Annotated in this window: 14 protein-coding genes; 4 read left to right on the top strand and 10 right to left on the bottom strand. The window is 58.0% G+C overall.

Going from position 1 to position 15,053, the window contains the following annotated elements:
- Positions 1-10: 10 nt before the first annotated feature.
- The 8 genes from J1779_RS17385 to J1779_RS17350 form a co-directional block, all read right to left on the bottom strand.
- Entirely contained in the window at positions 11-1,249 is a 1,239-nt protein-coding gene (locus J1779_RS17385) for an MFS transporter (RefSeq protein WP_056780128.1), read from the bottom strand.
- Positions 1,250-1,253: 4 nt separating this feature from the next.
- Complete coding sequence (locus J1779_RS17380) at positions 1,254-2,087, bottom strand: ABC transporter ATP-binding protein (RefSeq protein WP_217204367.1); 834 nt, start codon at positions 2,085-2,087, stop codon at positions 1,254-1,256.
- Positions 2,087-2,893, bottom strand: a complete 807-nt coding sequence (locus J1779_RS17375; RefSeq protein WP_217204366.1) for an ATP-binding cassette domain-containing protein — start codon at positions 2,891-2,893, stop codon at positions 2,087-2,089. Before J1779_RS17375 ends, J1779_RS17380 begins: the two co-directional genes overlap by 1 nt.
- Before the next feature lie 95 nt (positions 2,894-2,988).
- Positions 2,989-3,582 (bottom strand): PqiC family protein, encoded by a 594-nt coding sequence (locus J1779_RS17370; RefSeq protein WP_217204365.1) that lies wholly within the window; start codon positions 3,580-3,582, stop codon positions 2,989-2,991.
- Complete coding sequence (locus tag J1779_RS17365; RefSeq protein ID WP_217204364.1) at positions 3,579-5,174, bottom strand: PqiB family protein; 1,596 nt, start codon at positions 5,172-5,174, stop codon at positions 3,579-3,581. Before J1779_RS17365 ends, J1779_RS17370 begins: the two co-directional genes overlap by 4 nt.
- Positions 5,167-5,790: a paraquat-inducible protein A gene (locus tag J1779_RS17360; protein WP_122096870.1), complete on the bottom strand. Its 624-nt coding sequence runs from the start codon at positions 5,788-5,790 to the stop codon at positions 5,167-5,169. The genes J1779_RS17365 and J1779_RS17360 overlap by 8 nt, the downstream gene beginning before the upstream one ends.
- Positions 5,787-6,404 (bottom strand): paraquat-inducible protein A, encoded by a 618-nt coding sequence (locus J1779_RS17355; RefSeq protein ID WP_217204363.1) that lies wholly within the window; start codon positions 6,402-6,404, stop codon positions 5,787-5,789. The genes J1779_RS17360 and J1779_RS17355 overlap by 4 nt, the downstream gene beginning before the upstream one ends.
- A 12-nt stretch (positions 6,405-6,416) precedes the next feature.
- On the bottom strand, positions 6,417-7,079 hold the full coding sequence (locus J1779_RS17350) for a DUF3313 domain-containing protein (RefSeq protein ID WP_183849323.1): 663 nt from the start codon (positions 7,077-7,079) through the stop codon (positions 6,417-6,419).
- A gap of 260 nt (positions 7,080-7,339) precedes the next feature.
- On the opposite strand from J1779_RS17350, the gene J1779_RS17345 reads away from it, so the two are divergent.
- The 3 genes from J1779_RS17345 to J1779_RS17335 all read left to right on the top strand — a co-directional run bounded on the left by J1779_RS17345 (position 7,340) and on the right by J1779_RS17335 (position 10,361).
- The gene (locus J1779_RS17345) at positions 7,340-8,458 is read left to right on the top strand and encodes an ABC transporter substrate-binding protein (RefSeq protein ID WP_217204362.1); all 1,119 of its coding nucleotides are present in this window, start codon (positions 7,340-7,342) and stop codon (positions 8,456-8,458) included.
- A gap of 71 nt (positions 8,459-8,529) precedes the next feature.
- Positions 8,530-9,582, top strand: a complete 1,053-nt coding sequence (locus J1779_RS17340) for a FecCD family ABC transporter permease (protein WP_217204361.1) — start codon at positions 8,530-8,532, stop codon at positions 9,580-9,582.
- Positions 9,579-10,361, top strand: a complete 783-nt coding sequence (locus tag J1779_RS17335) for an ABC transporter ATP-binding protein (protein WP_136376713.1) — start codon at positions 9,579-9,581, stop codon at positions 10,359-10,361. Before J1779_RS17340 ends, J1779_RS17335 begins: the two co-directional genes overlap by 4 nt.
- A gap of 52 nt (positions 10,362-10,413) precedes the next feature.
- Here J1779_RS17335 and dctP read toward each other — a convergent pair whose 3' ends face one another.
- Positions 10,414-11,451 carry a TRAP transporter substrate-binding protein DctP gene (gene dctP / locus J1779_RS17330; protein WP_217204360.1) on the bottom strand — a complete coding sequence of 346 codons (1,038 nt, stop codon included), beginning with the start codon at positions 11,449-11,451 and terminating at the stop codon, positions 10,414-10,416.
- Positions 11,452-11,599: 148 nt separating this feature from the next.
- Positions 11,600-14,014: a TonB-dependent receptor domain-containing protein gene (locus J1779_RS17325; protein WP_217204359.1), complete on the bottom strand. Its 2,415-nt coding sequence runs from the start codon at positions 14,012-14,014 to the stop codon at positions 11,600-11,602.
- 377 nt (positions 14,015-14,391) lie between these two features.
- Between J1779_RS17325 and J1779_RS17320 the strand changes: the two genes are divergently transcribed.
- Positions 14,392-15,003, top strand: coding sequence for a TetR/AcrR family transcriptional regulator (locus J1779_RS17320; protein WP_217204358.1), 612 nt, complete (start codon positions 14,392-14,394; stop codon positions 15,001-15,003).
- The last annotated feature ends 50 nt before the right edge of the window (positions 15,004-15,053 follow it).

Genomic DNA, 15,053 nt, shown 5'->3' with positions numbered 1-15,053 from the left:
AAGTTCCTTGTCAGATTGCAGGAGGAGGCAGCTGGCGGCAGATTCGCCACATCGCCAGTGCGCTTAAAAACGGAACGGCAGCCAGCGCCAGCCACGGGATCACCGCGCCGGGGGAAGGCACCAGCGCGTCATCGAGCAGGCCGCCGAGCAGGAAATTTCCCGCCAGCACGGCAATGCCGCCCATGGAGGAGAGTGCGCCATAATGGGCGCCGAGATTATGTTGCCCGGCAAAGCGCGGAATGAGATCCATCCCCACCGGCACTATCAGCATCTGCCCGACGGTCAGCAGCGTGATCAGTAACACCGAGGGCAGCAGCCGCAGCCAGCCTTCCGGCGGCACCGTCCAGGCAAACATCGCGACGGCGGCGAAGGCCGAAGACAGCAGCAGAAAACCGGCGGGCAGAATAATCCGCGCGCCCATGCGGCGGGAAAATCGCGCCAGCGGCATTTGCAGAACGATCACCAGAACCGAGGCCAGCACAAACAACGGCCCGAGATCTTGCTCGCTGCCGCCTGAGCGGCGCAATTCCACCGGCAGCGCCAGATACAGCTGGTTATAGCTGAACAGGTAAGCGCTATAAGCCACAATGAAAGCCACAAACCGCGGCTGACGGAACGTCTGCCACCAGGGCACAATGTTCAGTCCGGCAGCGCGTTGCGGCGCGGCGGGCAGGGTGAAAAACAGCACCACCAGCGCCAGTAAAAACAGCCCCGAACCGGCCAGCGCCACCGGCTGAAAACCATAGCCGGAAAGCAGTGATCCGAGTAACGGGCCGAGCACCGCGCCCAGCTCTGCGCACACCGCCGAAAGGGCAAACCATTCTGCCCGGCTGCGTTTTCCCGCTTTCTCACTGTGCGTTCCGGCCTGTGCCAGCAAGGCCTCGATGGACGGCGAAAACAGCGCACCGCCGATGCCGGTCAGACAGGCACCGATGATCACCGGCGTCAGCGTGTCGGAAAGCCCGAGCAGCAGATAGCCGGCGATACGCACCACGCAGCCGCACAGAATCACCACCCGCGCGCCGAAACGATCGGACAGCGCGCCGCCGAGCAAAAACATTCCCTGCTGGGAAAACGTTCGCAGGCCGAGCACCAGGCCGATCGCCCAGCCGGAAAGCAACATGTCATCGCGCAGGAAAATGGCTAGAAACGGCACCACCGCGTAAAAGCCGATGTTAAACACCAGATTACTGCCGAGCAGCAACGGAGGCCAGGGTGCGCCAGTGCGCGAAAGTGATCGGGTGAACATCCGGTTATCCATTAACGGTCAAAGGTAAATGTGGGATCGCCTGCAACAGCTGGCGGGTATGCGGGTGGTGCGGAGAATGCAGAATATCCTGTGTGGCGCGGTCTTCAATGATCTGGCCGTCATGCATCACCAGCAGGCGTTCACACAGCCCGGCGACCATCGATATATCGTGCGTCACCATCATCAGGCCCATGCCATTTTGCTGTGTCACCTGTTGCAGAAGGTGTTTGATTTGCGCGCGCAGCGGCAAATCGAGCCCGCTGACCGGCTCGTCGGCAAGCAAAAATTCAGGGCGGATGGCGAGTGCCCGGGCTATCGCCACACGCTGCGCCTGCCCGCCGGAGAGCGCCCCCGCTTTGCGTTCAAGCAGGGTGTCACTCAGCCCGACCTGCGCCATCACTTCCCGCATCCGCGGGCCGACCGGCTCGCCCGCGCCGAGGCGCCTGAGCGGCTGTGCCACAATCTGACCGACGGTGTGATCCGGCGGTAACGACCCCGCCGGATCCTGCGGAATGTATTGAACGCAACGCCGGAAATCGCGCAGCGAGCGGGCAGAACCGGGGCGAACCGGCACGCCGTGACAGAAAACCTCACCGCTGTCAGGTGCTTCCATCGCCAGCATAATTTTCAGTAATGAAGATTTCCCGCAGCCGGAGGCACCCACCAGCCCGACGCGCTCATGGCGGCCAATGCGCAGCGATAAATGCGAAAACAGCGTGTTGCGTTCAACCGGTGCCTGCCTTATGGCACGCCAGAACGAGCGCGGCAGCGCGATATGACGGCTGACGTTGTGCAGATGCAGAAAAGGCTCAGTCACCAGATGCAGGGGAGAATTCATCAGACCGCCACTCCGCAGGCGGAGACGACCGGAGAATGCAGTGTCGCGGCCTGTTTCGCGGCGTGAACCAGACGCTGGGTGTAAGGGTGTTGCGGGTGGCGCAGTAACTGCGCCATGGGCGCGGATTCCACCAGCTTGCCGTTTTCCATCACCAGTGCATGCTGACAAAGTTGTGCAGCAACCGCCACGTCGTGAGTGATAAACAGCAGCGCGCGAACCTCGCAGGCGTTGCGCATCACGTCTAAAACCCGTTGCTGGGTCAGCACATCGAGGGCAGTGGTGGGTTCGTCGGCAACCAGCAATGAGGAGGAGGATTGCATCGCCAGCGCGATACATAAGCGCTGGCGCTGGCCGCCGGAAAGCTCCGCCGGATAACGGGCCGAAAAATGCGGGATATCACCCAGCCCGACGGCACCGAGCATGGCGCTGATGTCACTTTCCCTGGCCGCGGGCAGGGCGAGGCGCAACTGTTTGCCCAGCGTCATCAGCGGGTTAAGCGCAGTGGATGAGTCCTGAAACACCGTTGCTACGCGGCCTGCCAGAGGGCGTGCCACCGGGTGTTTTCCGCAGACTTCCACGTCGTTGACGCGGATGCTGCCGCTGATTTTTGCCCCCGCAGGGGGAACGCCGGTGATACTTTTGGCGGTCAGCGATTTTCCGCAACCGGATGCACCCAGCAGACAAACGCGTTCACCCGCGTTTACGTGAAAGCTGAGATCGTCGATGCGTTTTTCTCCGGCGATCCACAGCGTCAGCCCTTCAACCGCAAGCACCGGTCGGCCATTTTTCATCCTGTCTGCTGTCATTCCCGTCAATCCGTCTTTCGCTGCTGATTATCTGATATGTGATAACATAACAAAATGTATCAATTTGATGCAAAAGGTTTTGTGATTTTCTTTCGTCATCGGCACTGGCGCATTCTTATGCTCTCCGCCATGTCTTGTGCCACCTCGCGCATCAGCAACTGTTGCGCGCTGACCAGTCCGGCATCGCTTCCCCGCGCCGTTTGCTGATGTTGCGTGCGGCAGGTGAGGAGCTGTTCTTCGGCGGATCCTGCCGCAAAACTCAGCCGCCAGGTGACGGCGATGCTGGCGCGGTTTCCCGGCCAGGCATCGAAACGCTGAACCGCCACGCTGATGCCGACCACCGGTTTGTCCTGCGGCGGCGTCAGCCCGCTGATCTCAGTGGTATTAAGCAAATGTTCCAGCTGGCCGGTAAGCGCGCTGCGCATTTCTTCCGGCAGCGGCGAGGCCCACAGGGCGTCATCGGACATCACCATTTCGCCGTCGCCTTTGCGCGTGACCAGTTGCGGCTGATTCAGCTGTTCCGGCACTGTCACCGGGTGAATGCGGATCACGAACGGCGCGGCGGCCACGGCGGGCGGTGCGCTGTCGGCGGCGGTCACCAGCGTGTAATAGTGCGGCGGCGTGGAGGAGGCACAACCGCTGAGCAGCAGCAGGGCGCAGGCGGTGTTTACAGCAGCGGTAAGTTTCATGGGTGTTCCTTCGGGTCATTCTGTCTGCCGGTCAACAAAGCCTGCGGTTGACGCGTCAGTAAACCGCTCAGTGTGCGCAGGGAATAGAGCGTGCGCTGGAATTCGGCCAGCGTGTTGAAGAGCGGAGAGTCCGCCGCCAGCAGCGCCTGCGCGCCTTTCATCGTTTGATCCAGCTGGCGCAGGGTTTGCGTGGTTTGCGGCAACACCTGGCCGTTCACCTGAATCAGCGTCTGATTGAGATTGCCCAGCGTGGCGTTGAGATTATTGCCTATCGACTCAATGGGCATTTTCGACACTTTGCCGATGATGGTGGCGAGCTGTTCCTGCAAATGGTCGAAACCACCGTTCAGCGTCGGAATGCGCAAAGGGCGGGCGTTGAGATCGAAAGGCACCGGCGCGGCACCGGGAACAAAATCGAGGGAAATATACAACTGGCCGGTCAGTAAATTGCCGGTACGCGCCTGTGCCCGCAGGCCATGCTGCACCAGATCGCGCAGGAAAAAGGCCGCCTGTTTATCGCCATCTTTCTGCGGTTTAGGCAGCTTTTGCAGCACGCGGCCTAAACGGTTCGGGTAGACCTCGAGCGTGACCACCGAAATAAAGCGTGATCCCGCCGGTTCGAAATCCAGATCGATCGCCGTCACTTTGCCGAGCTTCACGCTGGAAAACTCCACCGGCGCGCCGGTTTGCATCCCGCGTAAGGACTGCTGAAAACGCAGCTGAAGGATTTGCGGGGTGCCGTCCTGCGGGGCCATCGCCGAAGCCAGATCGTCTGCCAGATGAAAGACGCTGTGGCCGCCGGAGGGGAGAGACGCGCCACTTTCCGGCGGATTGGCAAACGCGATCCCGCCTGCTATCACCGAGGCCAGTGTCTGAGTTTTCAGCTGTAACCCGTCGGAATTCAATGATAAATCGACGCCGCTGGCATTCCAGAAACGGGTGGATGGTGTGACAAAACGGTCGTAGGGGGCATCAATGAAAATATTCACACTCACGCCCTTGCCGTCCGGGCGCAGCGCGTAAGAAGAGACGCGGCCAACCGGTATCCGCCGGTAATAGACCGCCGAGCCGATATCCAGCGAACCCAGATCGTCGGCCACCACTTCAAACTGTTTGCCGGGCATGCCGTTTATCACCGTCGGCGGCGATTCCAGCCCCTGAAAAAGACTGCCGGATTTCTCAGATGTGCCGGTATCGAGACTGATGTACGCGCCCGACAGCAACGTATCAATGCCTGATATGCCGCCCATGCCGACGCGCGGGCGAACCACCCAAAAACGGGTGTCGGCTTTCGCCAGATTTTGAGCATTCTTCATCAGCGCCACCGTGACCAGAACGCGCTGGCTGTCAGGGCTTAACACAATGGATTTCACCAGCCCGACGGTGACGTCTTTGTATTTCACTTCGGTTTTACCGGCCTGTAATCCGCTGGCTGTCTGAAAGGTAATGGAGACTTCCGGCCCGGCGGACATCCAGAGCTGCATCAGCAAAAACAGGCCGGTGAACGCGGCGATCCCCGGCACCAGCCAGATAAGCGAAGGACGCCAGCGGCGCGGCAGGATCTCAGGCGGGGGTGAGTCGTGGTCAGTCATTCTTTTTATTTTCCCAAAGCAGACGCGGATCGAACGTCAGTGCGGCCAGCAGAGTGAACATCACCACTGCGCCAAAAAAAACAATGCCGATGCGGGGTTCGGCGGTGCTGAAACCGGGAAACTGCACCAGCGCGGCGATGATCGCCACCACCATGACGTCGAGCATTGACCAGTAACCGACATGTTCCGTCAGGCGGAACAGGCGGGATCGAAAACGCTGGCCGCCGGTCTGCGGCCTTTTGGCCGCGATCAGCAGCCCGCCGAGGATCAGGAATTTGGCGCAGGGTACAACGACGCTGGCGACAAAAATGATCGCCGCGATGGCGTAATCACCGGAATTCCAGAATCCTGAGATTCCGCCAAGAATCGTGCTCTCCCCGCCGTGACCGGCAAAGCTGTTGTACATCACCGGCAAAAGATTGGCGGGCAGATACAGCAGCAGACCGGTCAGCAGCAGCGCCCAGGTTTGCGACAGACTCTCCGGGTGACGGGGGTGCAGCGGCGTGTTGCAGCGCGGGCAGGGCAAATCCTGCACCGCCAGCACATGCTCACACACCAGCCCGCAGACAGGGCAGCGCACCAGACCCGCAGATAATGCCTGTCTGACCGGCTTCATCCGCGTTTCTCTTTCAGGGTTTTCAGTCTCCACAGCGAATGAAAATCCTGATGATTGATTACCGGGAGTAACAGGCATAACCCGAGCAGCGCCCAGGTGCCGGGGCCGGTGGTGATGTGCACCAGCCCGGAGAGTTTGATGGCGGCGATCAGAATGCTGAGCAGCGCCACTTCCGCCATGCTCCACGGCGCAAGACCGGCCAGTAAACGCATGACGGGCGCGAAGCCCGGTGCGGTTTTATTCCGGCAGGCGTGCCACAGCACCCAGCCCAGCAGCAGGATTTGCAGGCACGGACAAACGATAATCAGCAACGCCAGCGGAATAGCCAGCGGCGAGGCGTAACTGTGCGCCAGCGCCATCGTGGTTTCCGCTAAGGTCGTCGCCTGCGACTGACCGTGAAACTGGATTTCAAGCACCGGAAACAGATTGGCGATGATAAAAAACATCGCCGCCGTCACCGTTAATGCCAGCCACTGTTCCAGACTCAGCCAGCTTCCCCGGTACAGCACGGCATGGCAGCGCTGACACCGCGCGGCCTCGCCGGACCGCACGGATTGCCGGGTATACAGGCTGTCGCAGTGTTTGCAAATGACCTGCTGCGGGTAGATTTTCATTCTGCGTCCCGTTTATTTCAGCTGTTCTTGCAGCTGTTCGGCGCCAATGTCGAGGCCGGTTTCAGCCGCGCTCAGCGCACCCCAGCTCGCGCCGATGTTCAGCGAGTTCGGATACTGTTTGGCGATGTAAGCGCTGAGCAGCTGGTCAGACGTCGCATCGTAAATTTCCACCGCGTAACTCACCGAGCCGGTGAACGAGCCTTGTTTACCCCGGACGGACTGAACGATGTTGTACGGCCCGCCCATCAGATCGAAACGGGAAAACGTGCCCAGCACCGGCGTGGTGGTTTCGGCGCCGGTCAGCGTCAGGCGGATGCGCAAGGTGCCGGGCGTCTTTGTCTGCGTCAGCGGGAAATGCTGACCGACACTTTTGCCAAACGCCTGGTGCATATAGTCCGCCAGCGCCTGCTTCTGTTCGGCGGAAACATCATCAAACTGGGCATCCGAACCCTGATAAATCACCACCGGATCGAGGATCGCTCTGGAGTATTTATTCCAGTCCGTCGGGATGCTGTAGCGGTATGAAATGTGGCCGGATTCATCCTGCGTATCAGGTTTCATCCGGGAGGAAGAGGTGACCCCGGTGTAGGGCACAGGCTGGGTGCTCGCGCACCCGGTGAGAAAAGCTAAAGAAATCAAGGCTGCTAAAGAATAGCCGTTCGTTAACGCAGACATTCGTCTTACCTTCTGTCAGGAGTCGCAGCGGGACGTCGGTTTGTTTTTACATCAAAACCGTACGGTACGGTATATTTATGAAGTAAGACTTTTCCGCTGTCAAGAAAATGTACACCCCGGTTCAGTTATGCACGGATTTCCACGCAGGCTGTGTTAAATCACTTGAAAGAAAATGTTTATTTGTGTAAATAAAAGCGTCAGACGTAATTGATAATAATTTTCATTCAACTTGATCTACTTATCCTGGGAAACTGAACTTCATGGCTGCACACACTCTTACCCTGCGCTCGCTGGCCTGCGCGCTGTCGTTCGCGACGCTGAGCCTCAGTGCTTCTGCTCTGGCAGAAATCAAAACCATTACCGACGTCATCGGACGTCAGGTAAAAGTCGATCTCCCCGCCAAGCGAGTGGTGGTGGGTTTTTATTTTGAAGATTACATGTCCGTCGGCGGGGAAAAGGCCTACGACTCGGTTGTCGGGATTTCACGCGAAGCGTGGGAAGGCTGGGTGCCGGCAAACTGGCAGATGCACGTTGCACACCGTCCGTCGCTGAAAGACATTCCTGACGTGGGCGAAGTTGAAGCGCAGAGTTTCTCGGTAGAAAAAGTGCTGAGCCTGAACCCGGATTTACTGGTGCTGGCCGACTGGCAGTTTAAAGCGCTGGGCGCCGACGTGGCGCGCATCGAAAAGCAGGGGATTCCGGTGGTGGTCATCGATTACAACGCGCAAACCGTTGAGCGCCATGTGGCCTCAACCCGCGTGCTGGGCACACTGACCGGGCAGGAAGCGCGCGCCGGTGAAATGGCGGAATTGTATGCCTCTTCCCTGAAAGAGGTGGCCGATCGCATCGCCGCCTCCGGTAAACCTAAGCCGAAAGTGTATGTGGAATTCGGAAACAAAGGGCCGGAAGAGTATTCGTTCACCTACGGCAAAAATATGTGGGGCGCGATGGCTACCGTGGCGGGCGGCGATAACATCGCTGCGCCGTTTGTTGAGTGGTGGGGGCCGATCAACCCGGAGCAGGTGCTGGCGTCAAAACCGGATGTGATCTTCATTTCAGGGCGTGAAAACAATAAAAATCCGTCAGCCCTGCCGATGGGCGTGGGCATCAGCAAAGCCGAAGCGCGTGAGAAGCTGAAAGGCTTTGAAAACCGTCGTGGCTGGGCTGAATTACCGGCAATCAAAAACGGCCAGTTGTACGGCGTATATCAGGGTGCGTCCCGCACACTCTCTGATTTCGCGATGGTGCAGTACATGGCGAAACAGCTCTATCCTGCGCAGTTCAAAGATATGGATCCGCTGGCGAACTACCTGAACTTCTACAAAAAATATCTCCCTGTCACCCCGCAAGGCACGTTTGTGGTCGGTCTGAAAGACTGATCCTGAGGGTGTGTGATACCGGGGCGCTGCCACTGAGCAGCGCTTCTTTCGTTTTCTGACAGGGGATTTTGATGACCATTTCCACCGGACGGAGCGAAGCGATTTCCGCTCACCGTGCGCGTGAACGTAAACGCTGGCGCTACGTTCTGCTTTTTGTGCTGTTAACCGCCATCAGCCTGGTGTTTGATATTGCCACCGGCCCGTCGATGCTGTCGCCTTCTGAAGTCATCCGCTCGCTGACCGGCATTGGCGAACGGGCAGCGATGACAGATGCCATCGTGCGTGAATTCCGTTTGCCAATGGCGCTGATGGCGTTAGTGGTCGGTGCGGCTTTAGGCGCGGGCGGCGCGCAGATGCAGACATTGCTCAACAATCCGATGGCCAGCCCGTACACGCTCGGCATGGCCGCTGCGGCCGGGTTTGGCGCGGCACTGAGCCTGGCATTTGGCGGCTTCGGGCTGAACCCGATGATTTCCGTGCCGATCGGTGCGTTTATCTTTTCGATGATCGCCGCGCTGTTTCTGTTCATGCTGGCGTCGATGCGTACGGTCAGAACCGAAACCATCATTCTCGGCGGTATTGCCCTGCTGTTTTTGTTCCAGTCACTGTTGTCGCTGATTCAGTTTTTGTCGTCGCCGGAGCTTTCGCAGCAGATCTTATTCTGGCTGTTCGGCAGCCTGACCAAAGCAACCTGGCCGACGCTGGCGCTGACCGCGGTCACCACCCTGGTGTGCTGCCTGTTACTGATGGCGGATTCGTGGAAACTGGCGGCGCTGCGCATGGGTGAAATGCGCGCGCTGAGTCTGGGCGTTAACGTCCGGCGGCTGCGCATGAAAATCCTGATCATCGTGGCGGTGATGACCGCGACGGCGACCAGTTTTGTGGGGGTGATCGGCTTTATCGGGCTGGTCGCGCCGCACATCGCCCGCATGATGGTGGGCGAGGATCAGCGCTTCTCAATGCCGATGTCGGTGCTCGCCGGGGCGCTGATGCTCTCGGCGGCATCGGTGTTGTCGAAGTCGATTGTGCCGGGGGCGTTATTTCCCGTGGGTATCGTGACGGCGATTGTCGGCGTGCCGTTCCTGTTGTGGCTTATCTTCGCACCGCGCAGGAGAACCCTATGATGTGGCTCGACAATGTGAATATTCACCGGCAGGGACGCACGATCATTGGCGGGGTCAGCACGCATCTGGAAGCCGGTAAAATACATGTGATCATTGGCCCGAACGGCACCGGTAAAACCACGCTGCTCAACGCCATGTTTGGCGAACTGGCGCTGGCGCAAGGGCAGATCCGCTGCGGCGAACGTACACTCTCGCCCGGCAAGGTGCGGGGGAAATCGCTGCACGGCTGGCGTGATGCGATAGCTTATCTTCCTCAGGACACCACCGCCGATATCGACCTGACGGTGCTGGAAGTGGTGGTGCTCGGGCGGCTCGGCAAACTGGCGCTGCACATTGATGATGAAACGCTCGACGCCGCGATGCAGCGGCTGGAGCAGGCGGGCATTGCGCATCTTGCCGGGCGTGAAATCGCCTCGCTGAGCGGCGGGCAGCGGCAGATGGCGCTGTTTGCCCAGGTGATGATGCGCGAACCCGACGTCATGCTGCTGGACGAGCCAGTCAGCGCGCTGGATCTGAAACATCAGATGTCGTTGCTCAATCTGGTGCGTCGCGAAACCCGTGCGCGTGGCTGGGTGACGGTGATTGTGCTGCACGATCTCAATCTGGCCTGCCAGTATGCCGATAATTTACTGGTGGTCGCGCAGGGGAAAATTCAGGCCGCAGGTAAACCGCGTGACGTCGTGACGGCAGAGCTTATCGCACACACTTACGGCGTGGAGGTGGAAGTCTTGCAGGATCGCGCAGGAAATCCGGTGATCCAGCCGGTCAGCGGCGGGTAAAAGACATCAGACAGGGGCGGGGCGAACGCCTCTGTCTGACATTCGCCACAATTTACTTCATCACCTGCGTCATGATGTCAGTGACCTGTTGCATCGCCGGACCGGCGTCTTTCACGCCTGATACTTCCTGCCTGATCACCCAGTCGGCCTGAATCTCCCGATAACGCGTCACCTGTTGCCAGTGCGCCACTTCGCTGTGTCGCAGAACGCGTACCTTCGCCCCCTGTTTTCGCAGCGCTTCGAGCTGCGTTTCAAAGTGACTGTCCATGACTGAGCCCGCGGTTTGGTACGCGGTGTTGGCGGCGCGGGTGAGGGCGTCTTTATCATCCTGCGCCAGTCCGTTCCAGACGTTCTGGTTCATCACCAGCAGATACACATGGCCGAGCCACAGCTCTTTTGAGACTAAAACGTCCGGCGCCATCTGGTGAATGTTGAGATCATAACCGCTGTCGACGTTGACCATAATGCCGTCCAGCGCGCCGGTCTTAAAGGCGTTAACCGTCTGTTCGCCCCACGGCATGGTCACCGGTTTTGCGCCCGCATTGCGCAGGAAATCCTGATGCCAGAAACTGGCTGAACGCCACGTGGTGCCGGTGATGTCTTCCAGATTTTTCAGCGGATGCGTGCTGAAAAACGCCACCGGATAGCCGGTCGCAGAGAAGAGGTTCACCACATTTTCTTTTTTAAGCTCCGCGCTGAATGCGGGGATTTCAGCAAACACGCGGCGGAAAAACGCGATCTGCTGAGCGCCCGAAGGCCCGACCGGAAAGCTTTTAAATATCTGATGCAGCGGTAACTGTTTAGCGGCGTATTCCGGCACCACAATGCCGATATCAGCCGTTTTACCTTCGCCGACGGTGCGCAGCGCGTCGTAACCGGTGGAGAGTTCGCCGCCCCAATGGGCTTCAATTTTCAGGCGACCCTGAGATTCTTTTTCTATCGCCGGAAAAAGTACGTCTTCAATAAAGCGGGTACGCATCGCGCCCGCCGGTTCGTGATCGGTGTAGCGCAGGGTCGTGGTCGCCGAAACCGTGAGGGGTAACAGCAGCAGGGCGAGGGCCAGCGCGACGGGTTTTCTGATTAATTCCATGTAATCTCTCAAGGTAAAAAAGGAAAACGCCTATTCTGACGTTTCAGCATTGGGCGAAACGTGCGCGCCGACAGGTTTCATACGGATAACAAAAAAGGCGCCATGTTTGCACATGACGCCCCTGATTTTTACCGTGTGGAATTATCGTTTAGAAATCGACGTTAACGCCCAGCTGGAAGTTACGGCCTGGCATCACGGCCAGCGCTTTGTTGTAAGCATCCTGATTGGTGGTGTCTGTCAGCGTACGGCTGCTCAGGTAATCCCAGTATTTACGATCGGTGAGGTTGTACACGCCACCGTTGATTTTCACGTTCTTCGCCACCTGCCAGTACGCCGTCGCATCTACCATGCCGTAGCCCGGCACGTTCATGTACTCCACCGTGGAATCGGCGATTGGCGTGCCGCTGTTGGTGTAGCTCTGACGGTTAGTGGATTCGGCTTTTTTGCCTTTCACGAAGGTCGCCGTCAGCGCGGTGCCGTACACGCCGGACGGATCGTCCCACGCCACGCCTGCCACCAGTTTCATTGGCGGAACGCTGTCGAGATCGACGTATTTGTCGCCCGCATAGCTGGACTTGGACTGACCCTTCGCGTAACCCAGGGCAAAGGTGGTGCTCAGGCCATTCACATCGCTGAACCAGGCGCCGTAGTCAATTTTGGTGCTCAGCTCGCCGCCGTAGATGTACGCTTTATCGCGGTTTTCAGCCTGATAAATCGTATAAATGTTGGAGGGCACGTTGGTGAACATGTTGCCGTTGGCCGCACGGGTGTAGCGGGTGTTGGCGATGAAGTTCTTATAGGTGTTGTAGAACACGGAGGTTTTGAAGCTCACGCCTTGCGTGGCTTCCCCTTTCACGCCCCACTCAAAGTTGTTGCTGGTTTCGGTTTTCAGATCGGTATTACCGATCAGCGCATACTGCGCAGCGCCCGCGTAAGACGAACCGAGGTTCCATGAGCCGTAAAGCTGGCTGGCATCCGGGAACTGTGCACCGCGTTTGTATTGCAGATAGGTCATCAGTTTTGGCGTCAGATCATAAGTGAACGCCAGAGAAGGCAGAACCTGTGTGTCCGTATTGGCTTTGCCGTAAAGAGTGGAGACGGAATCTTCCGACACCACATTGTTGGACAGGTCAGACAGGTCTGTCGATTTGGTGTTCTGATACGCCACGCGCACCGCAGGGATCACCGAGAAGTTATGTCCATCGAGGTCAAACTTCATAGTGTCTTGCAGGAAACCGCCCAGAATGTAGCTGCGGCTGTTGGCTTCCGGCTGCATGGTGGTGGTGTAAATGCTCTGCTCAGGGCTTTCGCGGAACGGACGCTCGGTGTTGGATACGCGACCGTTGATCCCGGCGCTCAGCTCATGGCGGCCAAGGGTTTTCAGCCAGCTGGTTTCCGCGCCGTAGGTGTTGACGTCATAGTTGGAATAGACGTTCATCATCTGCTTGCTGGCGTTCGGCATGTAGGTGTTGTCGTGCGCCTGCGTGTACTGGTAATAGACTTTGGAAACCACGGCGTCAGCGAAATCGTTAAACGGTGTCCATTCGTCTTTCAGGCTCACACCCCAGCGGCGGGTGTTACTTTGCTGCTGTGCGGTGCCGAGCACGGCGCTGCCTGCGCTGTTCCACGCATCGTAATGGGTGTGGTTTACTTTTTCGTAGTAATCCAGCGTGCCGGTGAATTTGTGTTCATCGTTTGGCTGCCAGATCCCGGAGGTCATAATCGCGTTGGAGTGCCAGTTGGCCGGATACGCGTCATGCGTATCGCTGTTGTTACGGGTTTCCTGACCGTCACGACGGCTGATCGCCACCAGCCCGCGCAGTTCCTGGTCGCCGGCGGCGGCAGTAATGCCGTTGTGCCATGAGCGATCGGAGGAGCTGTAATCTGACTGGTAACCGAAGTAGGTTTCTTTGCCCGGACGCAGATAATCGTCTGCGGATTTAGGCAGGAAGGAGACGGCACCGCCGATGGAGGTGTTGGCGCGCTCAGCCGAGGTGGCACCGGATTCAATATCCACCTGACCGTACATGTACGGATCGATGTAGTCACGGCCAATGCCGAACGTGCCCAGACCGGCGCGGCTGGCGTAGGCGCGGCCAGTGGCGCTGGGCTGCGGAATGCCGTCGACGTCGATGCTCACGCGGTTGCTTTCCAGACCACGAATGTTGTAGCCGGTGTAGCCGGCGCGGTCAAAGCCGCTTTTGCCGTTACCGGAACCGCCGCTGGAACCCGTTGCGCTTATCAGCGGTTCATAACGCATGATCGTACCGAAATCTTTACCGCCTTTTTTCTGCATGTCGGCGGCGGTGAGGGTGGTTTTCGAGCCCGGTTTTTTATCCGGCAGCGTCTCGGTAACCGTCATAACTTCTTCGTTGCTCTGCGCCAAATCCTGCGCGGTACGCACAGGTTTCTTCTTGGTCACTTCAGAAGTGGTCTGGTTTTGTGCCAGATCGGTGGTGTCTTTTACGGCTTCCGCTGCGTGTACGTTAAAAGTGGTGGTGAGAATCGTCCCCATAAAAACGACGTTTTTCACCAAACCCTGCTGTGAAAAGGATTTGAACATGTGTTTTTAGTCCTGCACTGATTTTTTAAGTTCTGCTCAACAAAACTGCCCTGCAAATTCTAAGACGCACTGGTGATTCTCTTCCTGAGAAAGCCTTTGTCCTTATAAAATATGGGTTTATTTTTTGCGATACCCATTTTGGCGTTGGTGCGAATGATAATGATACTGATAATTGTTATCAACAAAATGATAAAGATAAATGCGTTTCTTAACGGAATCTTTGCACTTCGTACGCCGCCAGGGGCGTTTCAGGCTGGCTTTACAACCCCTAAACCCGCAGTTAGAGTGAAGGTATACAAGAACTGTACCGTACAGTTTAGCGCCCGGCGGCGGCGATTCTCCCCTTGCCGGTGCCGGAAAATGTCTCAGGAGGGAAGATGAAAGTTCGTACCGAAGCCCGCAGGGAAGCGATCGTCGAAGCTGCCGCAACGTTGTTTCAGGAAATGGGCTACGAGCGTGCGTCAATGAACGAACTCGCCAGACGCCTCGGCGGTTCCAAAGCCACGCTTTACAGTTATTTCCCCTCGAAAGAGGCGCTGCTGGTCGCGGTGGTGAAAGCTTTTACGACCGGGCATCTTGCCGAAGCGGTTGACGGGCTGGACGTGGCTTTTGCCGATCTGGATTTAGAAAACGTGCTGACGCGTTTTGGTGAACGCATGTTGCTGGTGCTGACCAACGACAGCACCGCGCTGGCGGTATACCGCATGGTGATCGCGGAATCCGGGCATTCGGACATCGGCACGCTGTTCCATGATTCAGGCCCGCGGGAATCCATCGGGGCGCTGGCCGCGTTCATGACGGTGGCGATGGAAAAAGGGCAACTGGCGCAGGCCGATCCGCACCTGCGCGCGCAGCAATTCCTGGCGCTGGTCACCGCTGAAACCAATATACGCATCTATCAGCAAAACCCGGAACCGCTACAGATTGCCGAGATCCGCCAGCTGGTAGTGAACGCCGTCGATATGTTTTTACGGGGTGGCGTGCGGTAAGGCACTTGCGTAAAACATTCCTAAGATATATCTTTCACGGCAACTGATTC

It is taken from the genome of Rahnella rivi, assembly GCF_019049655.1.
Taxonomy (GTDB): domain Bacteria; phylum Pseudomonadota; class Gammaproteobacteria; order Enterobacterales; family Enterobacteriaceae; genus Rahnella; species Rahnella rivi.
Note: the sequence above shows the minus strand (reverse complement) of the source record. Positions and strands in the feature narration are given on the sequence as shown.

Excerpts from the sequence above, each read along its gene's own strand:
- J1779_RS17385 (WP_056780128.1), bottom strand. The coding sequence starts at position 1,249 with ATGTTCACCCGATCACTTTCGCGCACTGGCGCACCCTGGCCTCCGTTG.
- J1779_RS17380 (WP_217204367.1), bottom strand. The coding sequence starts at position 2,087 with ATGAATTCTCCCCTGCATCTGGTGACTGAGCCTTTTCTGCATCTGCAC.
- J1779_RS17375 (WP_217204366.1), bottom strand. The coding sequence starts at position 2,893 with ATGACAGCAGACAGGATGAAAAATGGCCGACCGGTGCTTGCGGTTGAA.
- J1779_RS17370 (WP_217204365.1), bottom strand. The coding sequence starts at position 3,582 with ATGAAACTTACCGCTGCTGTAAACACCGCCTGCGCCCTGCTGCTGCTC.
- J1779_RS17365 (WP_217204364.1), bottom strand. The coding sequence starts at position 5,174 with ATGACTGACCACGACTCACCCCCGCCTGAGATCCTGCCGCGCCGCTGG.
- J1779_RS17360 (WP_122096870.1), bottom strand. The coding sequence starts at position 5,790 with ATGAAGCCGGTCAGACAGGCATTATCTGCGGGTCTGGTGCGCTGCCCT.
- J1779_RS17355 (WP_217204363.1), bottom strand. The coding sequence starts at position 6,404 with ATGAAAATCTACCCGCAGCAGGTCATTTGCAAACACTGCGACAGCCTG.
- J1779_RS17350 (WP_183849323.1), bottom strand. The coding sequence starts at position 7,079 with ATGTCTGCGTTAACGAACGGCTATTCTTTAGCAGCCTTGATTTCTTTA.
- J1779_RS17345 (WP_217204362.1), top strand. The coding sequence starts at position 7,340 with ATGGCTGCACACACTCTTACCCTGCGCTCGCTGGCCTGCGCGCTGTCG.
- J1779_RS17340 (WP_217204361.1), top strand. The coding sequence starts at position 8,530 with ATGACCATTTCCACCGGACGGAGCGAAGCGATTTCCGCTCACCGTGCG.
- J1779_RS17335 (WP_136376713.1), top strand. The coding sequence starts at position 9,579 with ATGATGTGGCTCGACAATGTGAATATTCACCGGCAGGGACGCACGATC.
- dctP (WP_217204360.1), bottom strand. The coding sequence starts at position 11,451 with ATGGAATTAATCAGAAAACCCGTCGCGCTGGCCCTCGCCCTGCTGCTG.
- J1779_RS17325 (WP_217204359.1), bottom strand. The coding sequence starts at position 14,014 with ATGTTCAAATCCTTTTCACAGCAGGGTTTGGTGAAAAACGTCGTTTTT.
- J1779_RS17320 (WP_217204358.1), top strand. The coding sequence starts at position 14,392 with ATGAAAGTTCGTACCGAAGCCCGCAGGGAAGCGATCGTCGAAGCTGCC.